The organism is Volucribacter psittacicida (assembly GCF_004339025.1).
Taxonomy (GTDB): Bacteria; Pseudomonadota; Gammaproteobacteria; order Enterobacterales; family Pasteurellaceae; genus Volucribacter; species Volucribacter psittacicida.
Genome location: NZ_SMFT01000003.1, coordinates 106276 through 124381, shown reverse-complemented (window position 1 = coordinate 124381; position 18106 = coordinate 106276). Strand labels below are relative to the sequence as shown.

17 protein-coding genes and 3 tRNA genes are annotated in these 18106 nt (G+C 38.4%); 5 read left to right on the top strand and 15 right to left on the bottom strand.

The features are described 5' to 3' along the window. Nucleotides 1-11: 11 nt before the first annotated feature. The 4 genes from purT to EV694_RS07345 all read right to left on the bottom strand — a co-directional run bounded on the left by purT (nucleotide 12) and on the right by EV694_RS07345 (nucleotide 3273). Nucleotides 12-1193 (bottom strand): formate-dependent phosphoribosylglycinamide formyltransferase, encoded by a 1182-nt coding sequence (gene purT / locus EV694_RS07360; RefSeq protein ID WP_132691074.1) that lies wholly within the window; start codon nucleotides 1191-1193, stop codon nucleotides 12-14. 69 nt (nucleotides 1194-1262) lie between these two features. Next, entirely contained in the window at nucleotides 1263-1769 is a 507-nt protein-coding gene (luxS, locus tag EV694_RS07355; protein WP_132691072.1) for an S-ribosylhomocysteine lyase, read from the bottom strand. A gap of 423 nt (nucleotides 1770-2192) precedes the next feature. Continuing rightward, nucleotides 2193-2678: a YqaA family protein gene (locus EV694_RS07350; protein ID WP_132691070.1), complete on the bottom strand. Its 486-nt coding sequence runs from the start codon at nucleotides 2676-2678 to the stop codon at nucleotides 2193-2195. Next, nucleotides 2671-3273 carry a beta-phosphoglucomutase family hydrolase gene (locus EV694_RS07345; RefSeq protein WP_132691068.1) on the bottom strand — a complete coding sequence of 201 codons (603 nt, stop codon included), beginning with the start codon at nucleotides 3271-3273 and terminating at the stop codon, nucleotides 2671-2673. Before EV694_RS07345 ends, EV694_RS07350 begins: the two co-directional genes overlap by 8 nt. A gap of 202 nt (nucleotides 3274-3475) precedes the next feature. On the opposite strand from EV694_RS07345, the gene EV694_RS07340 reads away from it, so the two are divergent. Beyond that, on the top strand, nucleotides 3476-3892 hold the full coding sequence (locus tag EV694_RS07340; protein WP_132691066.1) for a PRD domain-containing protein: 417 nt from the start codon (nucleotides 3476-3478) through the stop codon (nucleotides 3890-3892). A 28-nt stretch (nucleotides 3893-3920) separates the two neighbouring features. On the opposite strand, the gene EV694_RS07335 is transcribed toward EV694_RS07340, so the two are convergent. From EV694_RS07335 to EV694_RS07315, 5 genes are all read right to left on the bottom strand, one after another. Further along, nucleotides 3921-3997, bottom strand: a tRNA-Arg gene (locus EV694_RS07335). A 61-nt stretch (nucleotides 3998-4058) separates the two neighbouring features. Further along, nucleotides 4059-4135: transfer RNA gene (locus tag EV694_RS07330), tRNA-Arg, on the bottom strand. 10 nt (nucleotides 4136-4145) lie between these two features. Further along, nucleotides 4146-4238, bottom strand: a tRNA-Ser gene (locus EV694_RS07325). Nucleotides 4239-4440: 202 nt separating this feature from the next. Continuing rightward, nucleotides 4441-6468 (bottom strand): DNA helicase Rep, encoded by a 2028-nt coding sequence (gene rep, locus EV694_RS07320; protein ID WP_132691064.1) that lies wholly within the window; start codon nucleotides 6466-6468, stop codon nucleotides 4441-4443. Between the two features lies 1 nt (nucleotide 6469). After that, nucleotides 6470-6688 carry a YceK/YidQ family lipoprotein gene (locus EV694_RS07315; RefSeq protein WP_132691062.1) on the bottom strand — a complete coding sequence of 73 codons (219 nt, stop codon included), beginning with the start codon at nucleotides 6686-6688 and terminating at the stop codon, nucleotides 6470-6472. Nucleotides 6689-6952: 264 nt separating this feature from the next. On the opposite strand from EV694_RS07315, the gene EV694_RS07310 reads away from it, so the two are divergent. Continuing rightward, entirely contained in the window at nucleotides 6953-7507 is a 555-nt protein-coding gene (locus tag EV694_RS07310) for a YggT family protein (RefSeq protein WP_132691060.1), read from the top strand. A 76-nt stretch (nucleotides 7508-7583) separates the two neighbouring features. On the opposite strand, the gene tpiA is transcribed toward EV694_RS07310, so the two are convergent. Beyond that, nucleotides 7584-8351: a triose-phosphate isomerase gene (gene tpiA, locus EV694_RS07305; RefSeq protein WP_132691058.1), complete on the bottom strand. Its 768-nt coding sequence runs from the start codon at nucleotides 8349-8351 to the stop codon at nucleotides 7584-7586. A gap of 168 nt (nucleotides 8352-8519) precedes the next feature. Between tpiA and EV694_RS07300 the strand changes: the two genes are divergently transcribed. From EV694_RS07300 to EV694_RS07290, 3 genes are all read left to right on the top strand, one after another. Continuing rightward, complete coding sequence (locus EV694_RS07300; protein ID WP_132691056.1) at nucleotides 8520-8954, top strand: GNAT family N-acetyltransferase; 435 nt, start codon at nucleotides 8520-8522, stop codon at nucleotides 8952-8954. A 58-nt stretch (nucleotides 8955-9012) separates the two neighbouring features. Next, complete coding sequence (gene ppa, locus EV694_RS07295) at nucleotides 9013-9540, top strand: inorganic diphosphatase (RefSeq protein ID WP_132691054.1); 528 nt, start codon at nucleotides 9013-9015, stop codon at nucleotides 9538-9540. A 72-nt stretch (nucleotides 9541-9612) separates the two neighbouring features. Then, a complete protein-coding gene (locus tag EV694_RS07290) occupies nucleotides 9613-10383 on the top strand; it encodes a M48 family metallopeptidase (RefSeq protein WP_132691052.1) in 771 nt (256 codons plus the stop codon). A 200-nt stretch (nucleotides 10384-10583) separates the two neighbouring features. Here the strand turns inward: EV694_RS07290 and ilvD are convergent, their stop codons facing one another. From ilvD to EV694_RS07265, 5 genes are all read right to left on the bottom strand, one after another. Further along, nucleotides 10584-12422 carry a dihydroxy-acid dehydratase gene (gene ilvD / locus EV694_RS07285; RefSeq protein ID WP_132691050.1) on the bottom strand — a complete coding sequence of 613 codons (1839 nt, stop codon included), beginning with the start codon at nucleotides 12420-12422 and terminating at the stop codon, nucleotides 10584-10586. Between the two features lie 35 nt (nucleotides 12423-12457). Then, a complete protein-coding gene (gene ilvM / locus EV694_RS07280) occupies nucleotides 12458-12691 on the bottom strand; it encodes an acetolactate synthase 2 small subunit (protein WP_132691048.1) in 234 nt (77 codons plus the stop codon). Between the two features lie 2 nt (nucleotides 12692-12693). Further along, nucleotides 12694-14352 (bottom strand): acetolactate synthase 2 catalytic subunit, encoded by a 1659-nt coding sequence (ilvG, locus tag EV694_RS07275; RefSeq protein ID WP_132691046.1) that lies wholly within the window; start codon nucleotides 14350-14352, stop codon nucleotides 12694-12696. Between the two features lie 333 nt (nucleotides 14353-14685). Beyond that, entirely contained in the window at nucleotides 14686-15909 is a 1224-nt protein-coding gene (locus EV694_RS07270) for a capsule biosynthesis protein (RefSeq protein WP_132691044.1), read from the bottom strand. Between the two features lie 76 nt (nucleotides 15910-15985). Then, entirely contained in the window at nucleotides 15986-18049 is a 2064-nt protein-coding gene (locus tag EV694_RS07265; RefSeq protein ID WP_132691042.1) for a capsular polysaccharide biosynthesis protein, read from the bottom strand. Nucleotides 18050-18106: the final 57 nt, after the last annotated feature.

The window sequence follows — 18106 nt, the reverse complement described above, 5'->3', positions numbered from 1 at the left end:
GTATAATCAAACTACAACTTCACTTCCAATTTATCATAGGCTCGGCGAACTCGTGCTAAGGCTTGCTCAACATTATTATCTCGTGCTAGCAATACGCCCATACGGCGATGCCCATCAACTTCGCCCTTACCAAATAAACGGATATTGGTATTAGGTTCACTTAGCACTTGCTCCAGTTGGGCAAATTGCACCTGTTGCGATTTCCCCTCTACCACAATGGCTTTTGAAGCAGAAGGGGAAATCAGCTGAATATCAGGAATAGGCAAGCCTAAAATGGCTCTGGCGTGTAAGGCGAACTCAGAAAGCTCTTGCGAAATCAGCGTTACCATACCTGTATCATGTGGGCGTGGCGAGACTTCATTAAAAATCACTTCATCACCGCACACAAACATTTCTACCCCAAAAATTCCTCGTCCGCCCAATGCCGTTGTAATTTTCTCGGCAATTTGTTGAGCTTTTTGCAAAGCAATTTCAGACATTGCTTGTGGTTGCCAAGATTCACGATAATCGCCATCAACCTGTGTATGCCCAATAGGGGCGAGAAAAGCGGTTCCGCCAATATGACGGACGGTTAATAGGGTAATTTCATAATCAAATTTAACGAAACCTTCAACGATCACACGACCACCGCCTGCTCGTCCGCCTTGTTGCGCGTATTCCCAAGCCTTGCTCAAATCTTGCTTAGATTTCAAAATACTTTGCCCATGCCCAGAAGAACTCATAATAGGCTTAACCACACAAGGAATACCAATATTATCAACAGCGGTACAAAAATCCTCAAAGCTGTCCACAAATTGATAAGGCGAAGTTGGTAAGCCTAGTTGTTCTGCCGCCAGTCGGCGAATACCTTCACGATTCATGGTTAATTTGGTGGCTTTTGCGGTAGGAATAACATTAAATCCTGCCTGCTCTAATTCAAGTAAGGTATCGGTGGCTATCGCTTCTACTTCTGGCACAATATAATCAGGTTTTTCCTCCTCAATTAAGGCTTTTAAGGCTTCGCCATCTAACATAGAAAGCGTATAAGCACGATGTGCCACTTGCTGAGCAGGTGCGTTGGCATAACGATCTACGGCGATCACTTCTACCCCTAAACGCTGTAATTCAATTACCACTTCTTTGCCCAATTCCCCCGCCCCAAGCATCATAACCTTAGTTGCAGTGGGAGTTAATGCGGTACCTATTGTTGTCATATTGTTATCCTTATCTTTCATTATGATTGAATAAATAATAAGGGCGTTAATTTATCAACGCCCTTATTGTTATTGCTGCAAAAATTTTTCGTCTAATAATAAATCTTCGTTTTTATTGATCCCGATACCTTGCTCCACCACTTGACGACAAACCTGATGAGCATCAGCTAAAGAATGTTCTTGATAAGAACCACATTGATATTCATTTAACTCAGGAATATCTTGTTGATTTTTTACCGCCAAAGCATCTTGCATTGCCAATAACCAAGCATCGGCTACTCGTTGCTCATCAGGTGTTCCAATCAAACTCATATAGAACCCCGTACGGCACCCCATTGGCGAAATATCAATAATTTCCACATCCTCAGCATTTAAATGCTCACGCATAAAACCCGCAAATAAATGTTCAAGGGTATGAATCCCTCGTGGCGAAATAATGTCTTTATTAGGACGACAAAAACGTAAATCAAACACCGAGATAATATCCCCTTTCGGTGTGGTCATCGTTTTTGCAATGCGTACGGCTGGAGCTTGCATAATGGTATGATCAACTTTAAAACTATCTAATAATGGCATTGTATTTCCTCTTATAAATCATTAGGTTAGATAAATTAAAAAATTTTTTCAATTTTTTCTGAACTTTTCCCAATTTAACCAGTCTTATTTAACAAGCAACTTGCAGTTGTTTTATAAAATTGGTTCCTTAGGTTATATTTTACCGCCCCTTGTGGGCGGTTTTTTTATGACGATAATCCTCATCATTCTGTGCAAAAATAAAGCAAAAGAGCAATTCTATAATAAAAATAAAATTTTTTCTCAGAATACTGAACTTTTTGTGATTTAGCCAGTCTTAGTTAGTACAACTTACAGTTGTTTTATAAATTGGTTCCTTAGGTTATTTTACCGCCCTTTATGGGCGGTTTTTTTATTGGCTTTCCATTCTAACGGAAAAAGTATAGTCATTCCAATTTTGGAGCGATGATATATTCCAATGAAAATTCACCTTACAAAAGGCAATAACATTAACAATAAAAAACCATAACGCAATGCCTTACCTAACAGAATACACCAACTTGCCCAAAAGCTGTTTAAACGTAACCAACCTGCCACTACACAGAAAATATCGCCCACCACAGGTAACCAACTCAATAATAATGCCCACGCACCGAATCGCTGTATTTTTTCTATAACCCAAGCGGATTTTGCTGATGTTGCGGCTAAAGAATAGGAAGGAAATAAACGCCCAAGCCAATAAGTAGAAATACTGCCGAGACTATTGCCCAAGGTTGCCACCAACCATAATTTCCCTATCGTTATATAATTTGTTTCTACAGTAAAACTGTTTATGGCTAAGGTTGCAAAAATAATCTCTGAATTACCGGGTAATAATGTCGCACTTAACAAAGCACTCAAAAACATCACCCATAATCCATATTTGGGCAATAAATCTAGCCAAAATTGACTAGAAAAAAGCCAATCAAGCATATTTAATTAACTGATTGATTCGCACATCAAACACATCCATACCAGCCCGCAATCCCGCTTGCACACCTAAGTCAGCATCTTCAAATACCACACATTGACGAGGATCAACCGCCATTAATTCGGCACAACGTAAAAAAGTATCAGGCTCAGGCTTATGCTTGGTAACATCATCAGCGGTAACTATCGCCTCAAAATAAGGCGCAATTTGGTGTTTTTGCAAAATCATATCCACCACCACTTTATGCGACCCTGTGCCTAGAGCCAAGGGAACTTGCCCATAAAAATGCTTTACCACCTCGGCCGCAGGCAATAATGTGGATTGCTGCTGAATTAATTCAATACCAAATTGGCGTTTAAGTTGAATAACCTGCTCTAACAACTCCATAGGAATACCATATTTTTTCATGGTTTCCATAGCAATCGTACGCACTGACGCCCCACCAAGCTGGTAAAGCACATCGCCTTTAGTTGGATAACCTAAATGCTCGCCCACCATTTCCCAAGCCCGTGCGTGGCAAGGCATAGTATCCACTAATGTACCGTCCATATCAAAAATTAACCCTTTATATGGGCGAAATAAATTTACATCAATCATAGTATTTTCATCATTCTTCTTTAATTTGCCGAGATCTTAACCTTATCCAAGTCAGATAGCAAACCGCATTTCATTATCGTCATTTCAATTTTAAAGTGGGACGACTATAAATGAGCCAATACAGTAATGCCCCTTAAATAGCACTTTGTAAAGCAAAATAATTTCATTAAAATAGCTCATCTTTTCTTAGAGACCAACATATATGGGATTATTAAAACGCTTATTGCTATTGCAACAACGAAACTTGATCAACTACCAGATTGTTGAAATTGTCCTTAATATTGAAGGATTATTGCGTCACCAATGGCAAGTTAATACAGAAACCGATCAAGTACAAATGTTACTTATTCATCTAGCCAATGCGTTAGGAAGAATTAAACGTGGCTATGCCGCTCAGCCACTAAATCAAGCTATGTTTGCAGAAATAAAAAGTGCGGTGGATTTTGCAAAAGTTTTTTATTTACATCAACACATTCTCGGTTTTTTACCCTTTGCCATACCAGAAAGTGAACAAACCCATTTTATTACCAATATTTATTCTTTGACACTTGCTCAACCACAAGTTTTAACAAGAATAGAACAAAAAATGCATAAAGAAATCATATTGAAAGTAAATTAAAATTTATGGAAAGATAAGAAAATTAAGATGGCGCACCCGAAAGGATTCGAACCTTTGACCGCTCGGTTCGTAGCCGAGTACTCTATCCAGCTGAGCTACGGGTGCGTTGTTTGAAATTCTATAAACCGCTCATTGAACCATATTTATCCTAGAGTAAAAAATAAAATGGCGCACCCGAAAGGATTCGAACCTTTGACCGCTCGGTTCGTAGCCGAGTACTCTATCCAGCTGAGCTACGGGTGCTCTGAGTAAATGGCGGTGAGAGAGGGATTCGAACCCTCGATGGAGTTTTTGACCCCATACTCCCTTAGCAGGGGAGCGCCTTCAGCCTCTCGGCCATCTCACCGCAATCGGTTTGTGGGCGGTATGATACTTTCTTTTGAAAATAAGTCAAACCCTTTTTTTACGCTTTTAATTTGTTTGACTAATTTATAGTCGTTCCAATTTGAAATAAGACAAGGCAGCACGCCGAAGACAGTACCAAGCGTACGGCGAGGTGTGCCAACGCCGTATTATTTTAAAGTGGGACGACGATATCTACAAAAATATCATTTTTTATTTAAAATCGCTCGCAAATTAGCAAAATTACGCTCGGCTTTTTGTTGGCGTTGTTGCTCGGTTAATGCAGGTTTATCTCGTTCCCACTGTAAATCATCTTGAGGTAACTCTAACAAAAAACGGCTCGGTTGTGGTTTAATCAATTCACCAAACTGACGGCGTTCCTTGCATAGGGTAAAGGTTAAACTTTGTTGGGCTCGGGTAATTCCCACATAAGCTAAACGCCGCTCCTCCTCCACATTATCTTCATCAATGCTGGTTTGATGTGGTAAAATCCCCTCTTCCATACCAATTAAAAAAACGTGAGGAAATTCTAATCCCTTTGAGGCGTGTAAGGTCATTAATTGCACCTGATCGCTCTCATCGTCTTCTTCATTGCGTTCTAACATATCTCGCAAAGTCAAACGCGTCACCACTTGATTTAAGGTTAAAGGTTCATTAAATTCATCGCCCTTTAACATATCGGCAACCCATTCAAATAAAGTTGCCACATTACGAGCCTGCATTTCCGCCATTTTAGGGCTATTGGCTTGTTCATACAAATATTCCTCATATTGTAACCCTGCCAACAAGGATTTTACCGCCTGTTCAGGCTCAGATCGCAAACTTTCATCATTTAATTCCACAATCCAGCGAGCAAATTTTTGCAAAGCATCATAGGCTCTTGGCGTAATAAATTCAATTAACTCGGCGGCAAAAATCGCCTCAAATAAACTGATTTGCTTTTGCTGAGCTAATTCCCCTAACTTTTGCAAAGTTACAGCCCCAATTTCTCGTTTCGGTGTGTTCACAATACGCAAAAATGCGGCTTCATCGTCTTGATTAACCAACAAACGCAAATACGCCATCATATCCTTAATTTCTGTGCGAGAAAAAAAGGACGTGCCACCTGAGATTTTATAAGGGATTCGGTTTTGCATTAACATTTTTTCTAGCAAACGTGACTGATGATTACCACGATAAAGAATGGCATAATCCTTATATTTGGTTTTATGGGAAAAGCGATGAGCAATTAACTCGCCTACCACACGCTCCGCTTCATGCTCTTCATTTTTTGCCTCAATAACCTGCAATAATTCCCCTTGCGATAAATTAGAAAATAATTTCTTGCTGAAAATATGCTCGTTATTTTCAATTAAAATATTGGCACTGTGCAAAATCCGCTGGGTAGAACGATAATTTTGCTCAAGTTTAATCACTTGTAAATTCGGGAAATCATCACGCAACCGCATAATATTTTGCGGTTTTGCCCCTCGCCAGGAATAAATGGATTGATCATCATCGCCTACAACGGTAAAACAAGCTCGTTTGCCCACCAATAATTTAATCAATTCATACTGGCTAGTATTGGTGTCCTGATATTCATCAACCAATAAATAACGAATTTTTTGTTGCCATTTTGACCGCACTTCTTCATTTTGCCGTAATAATAAGGTGGGCAACATAATCAAATCATCAAAATCCAAGGCATTATAAGCGCGCATTTGCTGGACATAATGTTGATAACATTGGGCAAAATATTGCTGTTTAGGTTCTTGAGCGAGGGATAAAGCCTGTTCAGGCAAAATTAAATCATTTTTCCAATGGGAAATTTTTGCCACCAAAGCACGCAAAAAATCCTTATATTCCTCGCCTAATTTATTTTCTACTTCGTGAGTCAGTTCTTTTAATAATGCCAACTGATCCTGTTCATCAAACAAAGTAATACTGCTTTTCAAACCTAAATGGCGGTGTTCACGTTTAATCAAATCAAAACCTAAGGTATGAAATGTGGAAACAATTAGCCCTCGGCTTTGTGATTTACCAATAGAATGTGCCACACGTTCTCGCATTTCTCTAGCGGCTTTATTGGTAAAGGTGACTGCCGCAATTTGGCGTGGCAAATAGCCACAACTCGCCACCAAATGGGCAATTTTATTAATAATAACGCGTGTTTTCCCCGAGCCTGCCCCAGCCAACACAAGGCAAGCCCCATGGACACTCTCAACGGCTTGTTGTTGTTGTGAATTTAATTTCATATTATTTCTCTTGTACTAACGCATAGGGTAATAATGCCGTATCTAATAAAAAAGAAAGAGGCAAATCTAAAATAGGCAATCCCCATTTTTTTGCCATAGCAAGATCATATTTCGTCCCCGCATAAGCCCCATAAGGCTCGCTAGGATTAATCAAACTCACGATAGTCCCACACCCCGATAAACTGAAAAGTGCGGTCAATATGAGAAAAATTTTTTTCATTGCAGATACTCATTAAAAATAGAATGGGCGTTATTATAGAGATCTTTCCCCCTCGCTTCATCTTGTTTTTACCCCGCTAAATAAACATCTATAGTGGTTTCAATTTAAAATAAGACGAGGCAATACGCCGAAAACAGCACAAAACCGCACAACAAGACATACCAACGCAGTATTATTTTAAAGTGGAACGACTATACTTGAATTTTTCCTTAATAACCCGCATTATAGAACCAAACTTCAAAACAAAAGGAAAAATCAGACAATATGAATGCCATTCAATACTTAATCTTAACTATTATGGGGCTTTATGCCTTTATCCTGATTTTACGCACTTGGCTACAATATTGCCGAGTGGATTTTTATAATCCTATATCACAAACCGTAGTGAAACTTACCCAACCAGTGCTTACCCCACTACGTAAAATGATCCCTAGTATCCATAATATTGATTTCGCCGCTATTTTCTTGGCATTTATTCTTTGTGCATTAAAATACCCTGTATTAAATTTTCTTGTAGGACAGACGACAATAAACTGGGGCTTAGCCTTGCTTATAGGTGCATTAAGTGTGGTGAAAACCTTTGGTGAGCTGATCTTTTGGGCAATTTTAATTCGTGCGATTATGAGTTGGTTTAGTCGAGGTAATAATCAAGCAGAATATTTACTCTATCAAATTACAGAGCCTTTATTATCACCGATTCGCCGTATTTTACCTCGCACAGGTATGATTGATTTCTCGGTAATGATCCTCGGTTTTATTCTGATTTTTGCCAATAAATTAGGCTATGACTTTTTTGGACCATTATGGCTATTGGCTTAATGGTTTTAAATTGAAATCGTGCTATAAAAAACGGCATTACCAAAAATAATGCCGTTTTTACTTTTTCAATCAATCATTAATTTTTAGCTGCCGCGGCGGCTTTTACAATCACAGCAAATGCAGGGGCTTTTAATGATGCGCCACCTACTAATGCCCCATCAATATCAGGTTGAGTAAATAATTGAGCCGCATTAGCATCATTCACTGAACCACCATATTGGATAATTACTTGCTCTGCCACCGCTTGTGATTTCTTGGCAATATGTCCACGAATAAAGGCGTGTACCGCTTGAGCTTGTTCTGGAGTGGCGGATTTACCAGTACCAATCGCCCAAATTGGTTCATAAGCGATCACTGCACCATTAAAGGCTTCTACACCAAGGGCGTCAATTACCGCATCAATTTGTTTAGCACAAACCTGCTCAGTTTGCCCAGCTTCATTTTCTGCCTCAGATTCACCAATACAAAGCACAGGCACTAAACCCGCTTGTTTTAATGCGGCAAACTTTTTGGCAATAAATTCATCAGATTCCTGATGATATTGACGGCGTTCTGAATGACCAATAATAATGTATTTTGCACCAAAATCTTTTAACATTTCGGTGGAAATATCCCCAGTAAAAGCACCTTGCACATTCACATCAACATTTTGTGCCCCAAGGAAAATTTGGCTTCCTGCTAAGGCTTGCTCTGCTTCAGCTAAATACATCACAGGCGGTGCAATCGCCACATCACAGCCATCAACACCCGCTAATTCTGCTTTTAATCCAGCAATTAGCTCTCGAGTAAAAGCCTTGCTACCATTTAATTTCCAATTCCCCATAACTAAAGGACGACGTGCCATAATTTTTCTCCATATAATCAATTAATAATTTGCTTACTATATCAAATTTTACCTATAAACTTTAGTTTTAGATCAAAAATTTTCGCCTTTTCGTTAATAAAAGATGATTATTTTGTGTTAAAAAGCTACAATCCACTGTATAGATTGTTGATAAAATGAATAATAACGATGAAAATTTTTAAAGCCGAACAATGGAACCTCCCCCTATTATTGCCTTTATTTGAGCAATATCGTACACAACAAGGTATGCCAGCAAACCCCGAACGAACCTTGACCTTTTTAAATAATCGTATTCGTTTTAGTGAAAGTATTTTATTTATCGCCCTTGATTCACAACAGAATGCTCAAGGTTTTATTCAGCTTTACCCTCGCCTTTCCTCTTTACAGTTACAACGCTATTGGCAATTAACCGATATTTTTGTTCAGGATAGCCCGAATAAATGGCAAATTTACACCGCACTTATTGAAAAAGCTAAAGAGTTTGTGTGTTATACCCAATCCCATTTTTTAGTAGTGGAACAAAATCAACAACATCGCCAGTTATGGGAAGCTGAAGGATTTAAACTTAATCACAAAAAAGCAGTGTTTGAATTGAGACTATAATCAAGCTATAATCGCCAAATCTTTTTCATAAGTAAAAATAGATAAAAAGGAAGAAAAAATGGGTTTAAAAAATGTACCTGCTGGTAAAGAATTACCAGATGATATTTATGTCGTGATTGAAATTCCAGCTAACTCAGATCCGATTAAATATGAAGTGGATAAAGAAACAGGCACGTTATTTGTTGACCGTTTTATGGCAACTGCAATGTTCTATCCAGCAAACTATGGCTATATCAACAACACCCTATCATTAGATGGTGATCCTGTTGATGTCCTTGTGCCTACCCCTTATCCATTACAACCCGGCTCTGTTATTCGTTGCCGTCCAGTTGGCGTATTAAAAATGACAGATGAATCAGGACAAGATGCTAAAGTGATCGCCGTACCTCATAGCAAATTAACCAAAGAATATGATCATATTAAAGATGTCAATGATCTTCCTACCTTGTTAAAAGCACAAATTCAGCATTTCTTTGAAAGCTATAAAGCCTTAGAAGCAGGCAAATGGGTAAAAGTTGATGGCTGGGCTGATGTCAATGAAGCTCGCCAAGAGATTTTAGACTCCTTTGAACGTGCTAAAAAATAATCTTTATTCAATCTAATACCGTTTTAAATAAAACGGTATTTTTTTATTGTTTAACTCAAGGAATCCTTTACCATGCTAAATTCACTAAAAAAACTCACCGCACTTTTTAGTGTCATTCTCCTACTTAATGCCTGCGCTAGCTCAGCAGAAATTAACCAACAAGCAGCTTTAAGTTACACACAAGAAATTAATCAAGTTCGTGCACAAGGGGCATTGGATACAAGTTCAAATACAGCAAAACGTATCCATAAGGTTTTCCACAAAATGGTGCCCTACGCAAACCAAGAAAATCACACTGGGCAAGCCTTTAATTGGGAAATTAACGTAATCAAATCTGAGCAACTTAATGCTTGGGCTATGCCAGGTGGCAAAATGGTATTCTATACAGGATTAGTAGATAAATTAAAACTCAATGATGACGAAATTGCTGTTGTGATGGGGCACGAAATGGCACACGCCTTAAAAGAGCATGGAAAAAAGAAAGTAAATATGGGACAAATTACAGGTGTCTTTGCTCAAGTTGCACATATTGCTCTCTCCACTCAAATTGGCTCTGATGCCAGCGGCTTAGTCATCGGCGTAGCAAAAGACTGGGGATTAGATAAACCTTATTCTCGCAGTAATGAAACCGAAGCAGATGAAGTGGGGCTTATGCTTATGGCAAAAGCAGGCTACAATCCTCAAGCTGCGCCGAAATTATGGATAAAAATGAACCAAGCCACAGGCAATTCCAACAGTGCATTAGCAGGATTAATGTCAACCCACCCAACCAACGCCGATCGCCAAAAAAACTTAGAACGCTTAATGCCTGAGGCAATGGCATTGTATCGGGCTGGTAATTAGTTATGAAGCAATGTATAAATCTATTTTAAAAAAGATAAAACTTACTCACTAAAGAGTAAATTTTAGGTGTAATAGGCAATATAGTCATTTCATCCTCATACTATTTATACAACTATTACCCTTACCACTTTATATTCTTTTAAATTGGAATAACTATAAAAAATCGCCTATTCAATAAGAATAGGCGATTTCGCTTAATTTTATAATTTAGACTTATCTCTCACTGCGCCCTTATCTGCTGAAGTGGCAAAATGCCCAAAGACTTTGAGAGCAAAGGAGACTTCGCGTTGGCGGTTAGCTGGTTTCCAGCCTTTTTGATCTTGTTCCGCTCGGCGTTGAGCCAGTTCTTGTTCTGATACTTGTAAATTGATAGCTCGGTTAGGAATATCAATTTCAATAATATCACCATCTCGCACTAAGCCAATCGCACCGCCTGATGCGGCTTCTGGCGATACATGTCCAATGGATAATCCTGATGTTCCTCCAGAAAAACGCCCGTCGGTTAATAAGGCACATTGTTTGCCTAAACCAATAGATTTGAGATAACTGGTGGGATAAAGCATTTCTTGCATACCTGGTCCGCCTTTTGGACCTTCATAGCGTATAACCACCACATGGCCAGCCCGGACTTTTCCACCTAAAATGCCTTCTACCGCATCTTCTTGGCTTTCAAATACAATAGCTTCGCCACGAAATTGCCAAATAGATTCATCAACCCCTGCGGTTTTTACAATACAGCCGTCTAAAGCCACATTGCCTGATAACATTGCTAATCCGCCCTCTTGGCTATAAGCGTACTCTTTGCTACGAATACAACCATGCTGGCGATCATCATCAACATCGTCCCAACGGCAATCTTGCGAAAAGGCTTTGGTGGTGCGAATACCCGCTGGACCTGCTCGGAAGAATTTTAATAGTTCTGGATCGCGGTTACGCATAATATCATATTGATTTAATTGCTCTTCTAGGCTTAAACCTAAGATAGTGCGAGTATGACGATGTAATAAATTCGCACGATCTAATTCACCTAAAATCCCCATAATCCCCCCAGCATGATGGACATCTTCCATATGATATTTGTTGGTATTTGGGGCGACTTTACTCAAGCAAGGTACTTTACGAGAAAGGCGATCAATATCCGCCATAGTAAAATCCACACCAGCCTCTTGCGCTGCGGCGAGTAAATGCAAGACGGTATTGGACGATCCGCCCATTGCAATATCTAAGCTCATGGCATTTTCAAAGGCTTCAAAGGTGGCGATAGAGCGAGGTAATACGCTGTCATCATCTTGTTCATAATAACGTTTGCAAAGCTCAACAATCTGTTCGCCAGCTTTGAGGAATAAGGTTTTACGATCGGCGTGGGTCGCCAACATTGAGCCATTACCCGGTAAACTTAGGCCTAAGGCTTCGGTCAAGCAATTCATAGAATTAGCGGTAAACATACCAGAACAGGAACCACAAGTTGGGCAAGCGGCTTTTTCAATGGCATCAACTCGATCATCACTGACATTTTTATCCGCACTTTCAATCATAGCATCCACTAAATCTAAGCGAATAAGCTGGTCAGAAAGTTTGGTTTTCCCTGCCTCCATCGGTCCCCCTGAAACAAAGACGGTTGGAATATTTAATCGCATTGCTGCCATTAACATTCCTGGGGTAATTTTATCGCAGTTAGAAATGCACACCATGGCATCTGCACAGTGAGCATTAACCATATATTCCACAGAATCTGCAATTAAATCCCTTGATGGCAAAGAATACAACATTCCCCCATGACCCATTGCAATGCCATCATCAACGGCAATGGTGTTAAATTCTTTTGCTACCGCTAAACCTGTGGCTTCAATTTGTTCTGCCACTAATTTTCCAATATCACGTAAATGCACATGCCCAGGAACAAACTGAGTAAAAGAATTGACTACCGCAATAATGGGCTTTCCGAAATCATTTTCTTTCATTCCAGTTGCTCGCCATAAGGCTCTTGCACCCGCCATATTACGACCTTGTGTGCTGGTCGATGAACGTAGTTTTGGCATAATCTCTCCAAATAAATTTTGTTAGGGTTATTGTTTTAAGCAATAAGTTCTACACTTTCAACATCATAGAGTTTTAAGAGTTGATTAACGAGTAACGACTCTGAACGTAAAGATTTTACCTTAAAATCTAACCGCACTTTTTGCTGTTGCTCATCAACTTGGGCAGTAAATTGTGTCACGCTAAAGCCACGATGACGAATAACACGTAAAAGTCGTTCTAAGGTTTCTGGGCGATGTTGGGCGATTAATAATAATTGATATTCATTCATAGCTACACTCCAATATCTTCTTCCATCATATCCGCATTACAAGCTCCCGGCGGCACTAATGGCCAAACATTTTCTTCTTCATAAATACAAACGTGCAATAAATAGGCTTGTTCGGCACTTAATAAACGATCCAATGCCCCTTCCACTTCACTGGCTTTTTCAATACGTTCCCCTTGAATACCAAATGCTGCCGCTAAAGCAACAAAATCAGGATTATCATCAAGAATGGTTTGACTATGGCGTCCTTTAAAAAATAAGGATTGCCATTGACGTACCATACCAAGCCGTTGATTATCAATTAATAAAATTTTAATTGGCGTGTTCGCACGTTTGAACGTTCCTAATTCTTGGATATTCATCATAAATGAACCATCGCCCGAAATTAAAATCACAGGATCTTGAGGGCGTGCTTTTTGCGCCCCAATCGCCGCAGGTAAACCAAAGCCCATCGTACCTAAGCCTGCAGACGTAATATAATTTTCAGGGGCAAAATGCTGAATATGTTGAGCTGACCACATTTGATGTTGTCCTACATCAGTGGTAATAATGGCATGATTTGGTTTTTTTAAGGATAAACGATGTAATAAAGTCAGTGGATTAATATCCTGCTCCGTAGCAGGTTGGGTATAACGGAAATCAAAATCCTGTTTTAAACGAACAATATCCGCTTGCCAATCTGCAATATCAAGAGGACAGCTAAGCTGTTGAAAGGCTTGTTTTAAATCGCCTAATAACACCACATCTGGACGGCGTAATTTCCCAATTTCTGCAATATCAATATCTGCATGAACCACTTTAGCATGAGGAGCAAAGGTGTCTAATTTCCCCGTAACACGATCATCAAATCTTGCCCCAAATACCAATAATAAATCGGCTTCTTGTGCCGCATAATTTGCCGCTTTAGTACCATGCATACCAATCATTCCCATATAATAAGGTTGATCAGCAGGAATTGCCCCCAATCCTTTTAGCGTAGAAACACAGGGTAATAACGTCATCGCTAAAAACTCTCGCAATTCCGCAACGGCTTTTGCCATACCAACCCCACCGCCGACATAAACTAAAGGGCGTTTAGCCTGTTGTAACAAGCTCACTGCTTGCTCAATATTTTGTGCCGATAAGCTGGCTGGGGCTAACACAGGGTAACAAATAGGGGTAGCATTGGTTTGAGCAAATTGAACATCTTTCGGAATATCCACTAAAACCGGTCCTGGACGTCCAGATTGTGCAATTTGAAAGGCTTTTGCCATAATCTCGGGTAATTCCTCAATATTTTGCACAATAAAACTATGTTTCGTACAAGCCAAAGACAAACCTAACACATCAATTTCTTGGAAAGCATCTGTACCAATAAAAGGCGTTGCCACCTGCCCCGTAATCGCCACAATGGGAATAGAATCCAGCAACGCATCAGCTAAACCTGTAATCAAATTTGTCGCTCCCGGCCCAGAAGTCGCAAGACATACCCCTGTTTTACCGCTGGCTCTCGCATAACCAATCGCCGCCATAGCAGCACCTTGCTCATTACGGCACAATAAATGTTCTATTCCTGAATCATAAATCGCATCATAAACTGGCATAATCGCTCCCCCAGGATAGCCAAACATCGTGGTTACCCCATGGGCTTTTAAACATTCAATAACTAAATTTGCCCCATTCATACTTTTCTCACTCTACAATTTCAAAGATTATTTTTGCTATAAAAAAACCCTCGGCTATGATTAGCGAGGGTTTATGTTGACCTAAAATCTTTTATTGACTTAGCTCAGCAAACCTCGCCTCGCGGTAATAATCACCACGAGGAGGTTAATAATGCTGACTAATGCGCGATACGCCATAATTCAATATCCAATGCTGGTCTAGTATGTATGTTGTGTGTCTTTTCGACCTTAATATAGATAGCATATTTTATTTAGAATGCAAATAATTTTTTCATTTTTTGTGAAAATTTAGGCAAACGTTTGCATAACAATATGATTGTCTAAGGATAAAAGCTAGTTAGAAACTTTATCCAATATGACTTTATTATAAAAACTGCCATTGATCTGAGTTTTGCATAAATGATATTGGCGATAAGCCTGAAAGACCTCTGGATTAGGCGGGGTTGGATTATGCCAAAAGTCTGTTAGTTCTCCTTGATGTGTTAAACCTTGGAAATTATAATTAGCACGCCCTAATGTAATCACTGGCATATTATGCAATAACGCCGAAAGCCCACTGGTACTATTTAAGGTTATCATTCCTTTCCCTTTACGCAGTAAAACAGGTAAAGGCATGTCATAAATATAATGTAGCCGTTTTTTAAGTTGTGGATAACGTTTAATATAGTCCTTAATGGTTGCTTTATAACTAATAAATCCTCTATCCATAGGATGATGTTTAACTATCAAATTAAGATGCTCTGGTGCATATTGAACAAAAGAATCCAATACATGTACAAGAAAATCCCGAACGCTGTTAAAGTTGCTATGCACTTTAACTTGACTATCATCATAAACTTGTAATGGCACAATAAAAAACTCACCTAAGCGCCCTTTTTCAACATGATGTGCAAATATCTTTTCTGGTAAATAATGGTAAGCCTTTTTATAACCTGAAATAAGCCATAATTTAATGTAATAATTAATATTCAAAATACGATGATGAAAATAATTAGGATATTTTTGTGTATTCCAATAAGATTGTGTATAGTAACGAGTAGCTAAACTTGCCACAGGGAAAAAGCCTGGAGCTAAAGGCTCTGGTTCAGATACGGGGGTGAATTGATCCATTTGTTGTAAAAAAAACTCAGCCTTTCTAGGAATTTTGGAAAAATCATTAACGCCATATTTTTCTAAAGTAACATAATGAGGTCTAAAATAGCCTTCTTCAAAAACCCAAAAATTAAGCTGATTTTGTTCAGCAAGGATTTTAGCAATTTTATGATAAGGACGATTATCGCCAAAACAGATTAAAGTATCTATTTTATGTTGATAGAGAAATTCTTGCAGAAAATGTTTAAATTGTTCTAACTCCCCACGATAGCAATAAGGATTATAAGGCTCATTACTCAAAGGATAAAAATATTCATCACCTTGGTTAAAATTAATTTTAAATAAGGTTTTTTGTTGGCTAACTAACCAATGAGAAAAATCCTGAAAAAATGATCCGATAGGTCCTTGCAATAATAAAATATTTTGAGAGTTTTCTACTAATTCTGTTAAATTATGCTTTAACATGAACTTATTCCTATCATATTTATAATTTTAGATTGTTATAAAAAATGGCTTACTCTAACAAAGTGCGGTTTATTTTTTAAGTATTTTTTAGAATATTATAAAGTTGCCTAAATTTACCCAATTGTTTCGCCAACCAACTTTTATGAATAGAATGATTAGCAATTTGTTCTTTTTGTTTTAACAAAATAGTAATTGCTTGCTCTGCATGAGTAAATTGTTTAATGTTTGGATTAATATATAAAGGATAATAGATCAATGTTCCAGCAATTAATTGATTAAGAGTAAGTCGGCGCTGACGGCGAGGTAAATTTATTTCATCAATAGTCAATCCCCAATTAGCATAAAAGGGTAAACCATAACAATACACTTTTTTTCCTCGCAATAAGGCTTCAAAACCCGCTAAGGAAGTCATTGTATGTACTTCATCTACTTCATTAATACAATCTAGCACATTAGCATGAGTAACAACTTGATCTGCATATTGTTGCATTTGTGCTTGAGTAATATGCCCTATACGATTACCACTCACAACATCAGGATGTGGTTTATACACAATATAAGCCTCGGGATTCTGTTTACGTACTTGCTGTAATAACGCAAGATTAGATTGAATATTCGGAGAACCATATCGGATAGAAGCATCATCCTCCACTTGCCCTACCACTAAAATTTTTATCTGATTTATTTCAGGCAGCCTAAAATTCACTTCTCCCACATTGTATTTACCAATATGCTTGCTAACAAGCTGTTGATGTAAATTTGCTGCAAAAGTGAGATCTTTCTCAGTAAAACATTGATTTTGTAATATATATTCTAAACGTGAAGGCTGTTGAGCATTAAAATAAATACCTAAATCATCAACAACTAAAGATAATGGTGCAACTAAATTAGACCCCAAACCAACAGAACGGATAAAACCATCTTCCATTCTTAATATAGATAAATTACGTTGTTGTGCAATGACCAATAATTCTGCTTTACCATTACCCCATAATAAAAGTTTGGCATTTTCAGGTAACTGAATATTCGCCAATTTGCGTGCCGAACTAATAAAATGAAGACGACAACTTGGTAAATTAAAGAATGGCTTAATAACAGCCCTTTTCCAAAGGGACATTCCAACACAATATAAATCACCTGCCAATTGCTGGTTACGTTGTTTTACTTGATGTAAATAATCAATCACATCAAAAATTGTTCCTTGCTCCCCACTAAAAGGGTTCAGATAACGGCTATATTGCAAATAAGCTGCTGTAAAGAGTTCTAATAATGAACGTTTTATCCGCCGATTCGATTGAACTAACACGCAGCTATTCGGATGACGATCATCGGTTAAGCCCCAACCCGCAAACCAAGGTAAGCCAAAGGTAACCACTGGCTTACCTAACATTAATGCCTCAAATCCCATTTGTGAAGTAACGCAATAAACTTTATCTACTTGTTCTAATAATGCTAAAGGGTTGCAGTCTTGTGCTAATAAATGAATTTTATTTTGATAAGCGAAAATATCGGAAAAATAGCCTTGTTTTTTACCACTTAATACGTCAGGGTGCGTTTTCAACCAAATTTCGGCTTGAGGGTTTTCAGCAATAGCCGTTTCTAACATTATCGTAAAAGAATGTTCATCAGCTTGCCCATATTTTACCGCCATATCGCCAAAAGTCTGATCAATAACCAAGACAATTTCTTTTGAATTTTTTGTTAATAAAGGGGTTTGCACAACATGGTTATATTTTGATAATTGATACTCAATAATCAAATTTAACGCTTGTTGAGCCATTTTTAACATTTCTACAGAAAAATTAGCCTGTAAAATTAATGCCTCTAAACGTGAAGGTACTGTTGTATCATAATAAATGCCAAGATCATCATAAACCAAAGATAAGGGAGGCGCCCCTTTCACGCCCAAATCTAAAGAGCGTAGAAAGCCGTCTTCTACAGCAATATAAGGTAAATTATGCTGTTTTGCATAACGCCTAGCTCGCTGAGCAGTTGGGCGCAATCCCCAACCTAGCACCGCATCACAATAATTCCTTTTCCAGACTTGGTATCTTTGTATTTTCCATTCAGGAAAAAAATTCGCCAAAAAAGGAATTTTGGCGATGCCTTTGGAAAATAAAAGTGGAGATAACTTGTTCATATAACTATAAAACCTATTTACTATTTTAGTTTAGTATCATAATAAGTTTGAAATCTA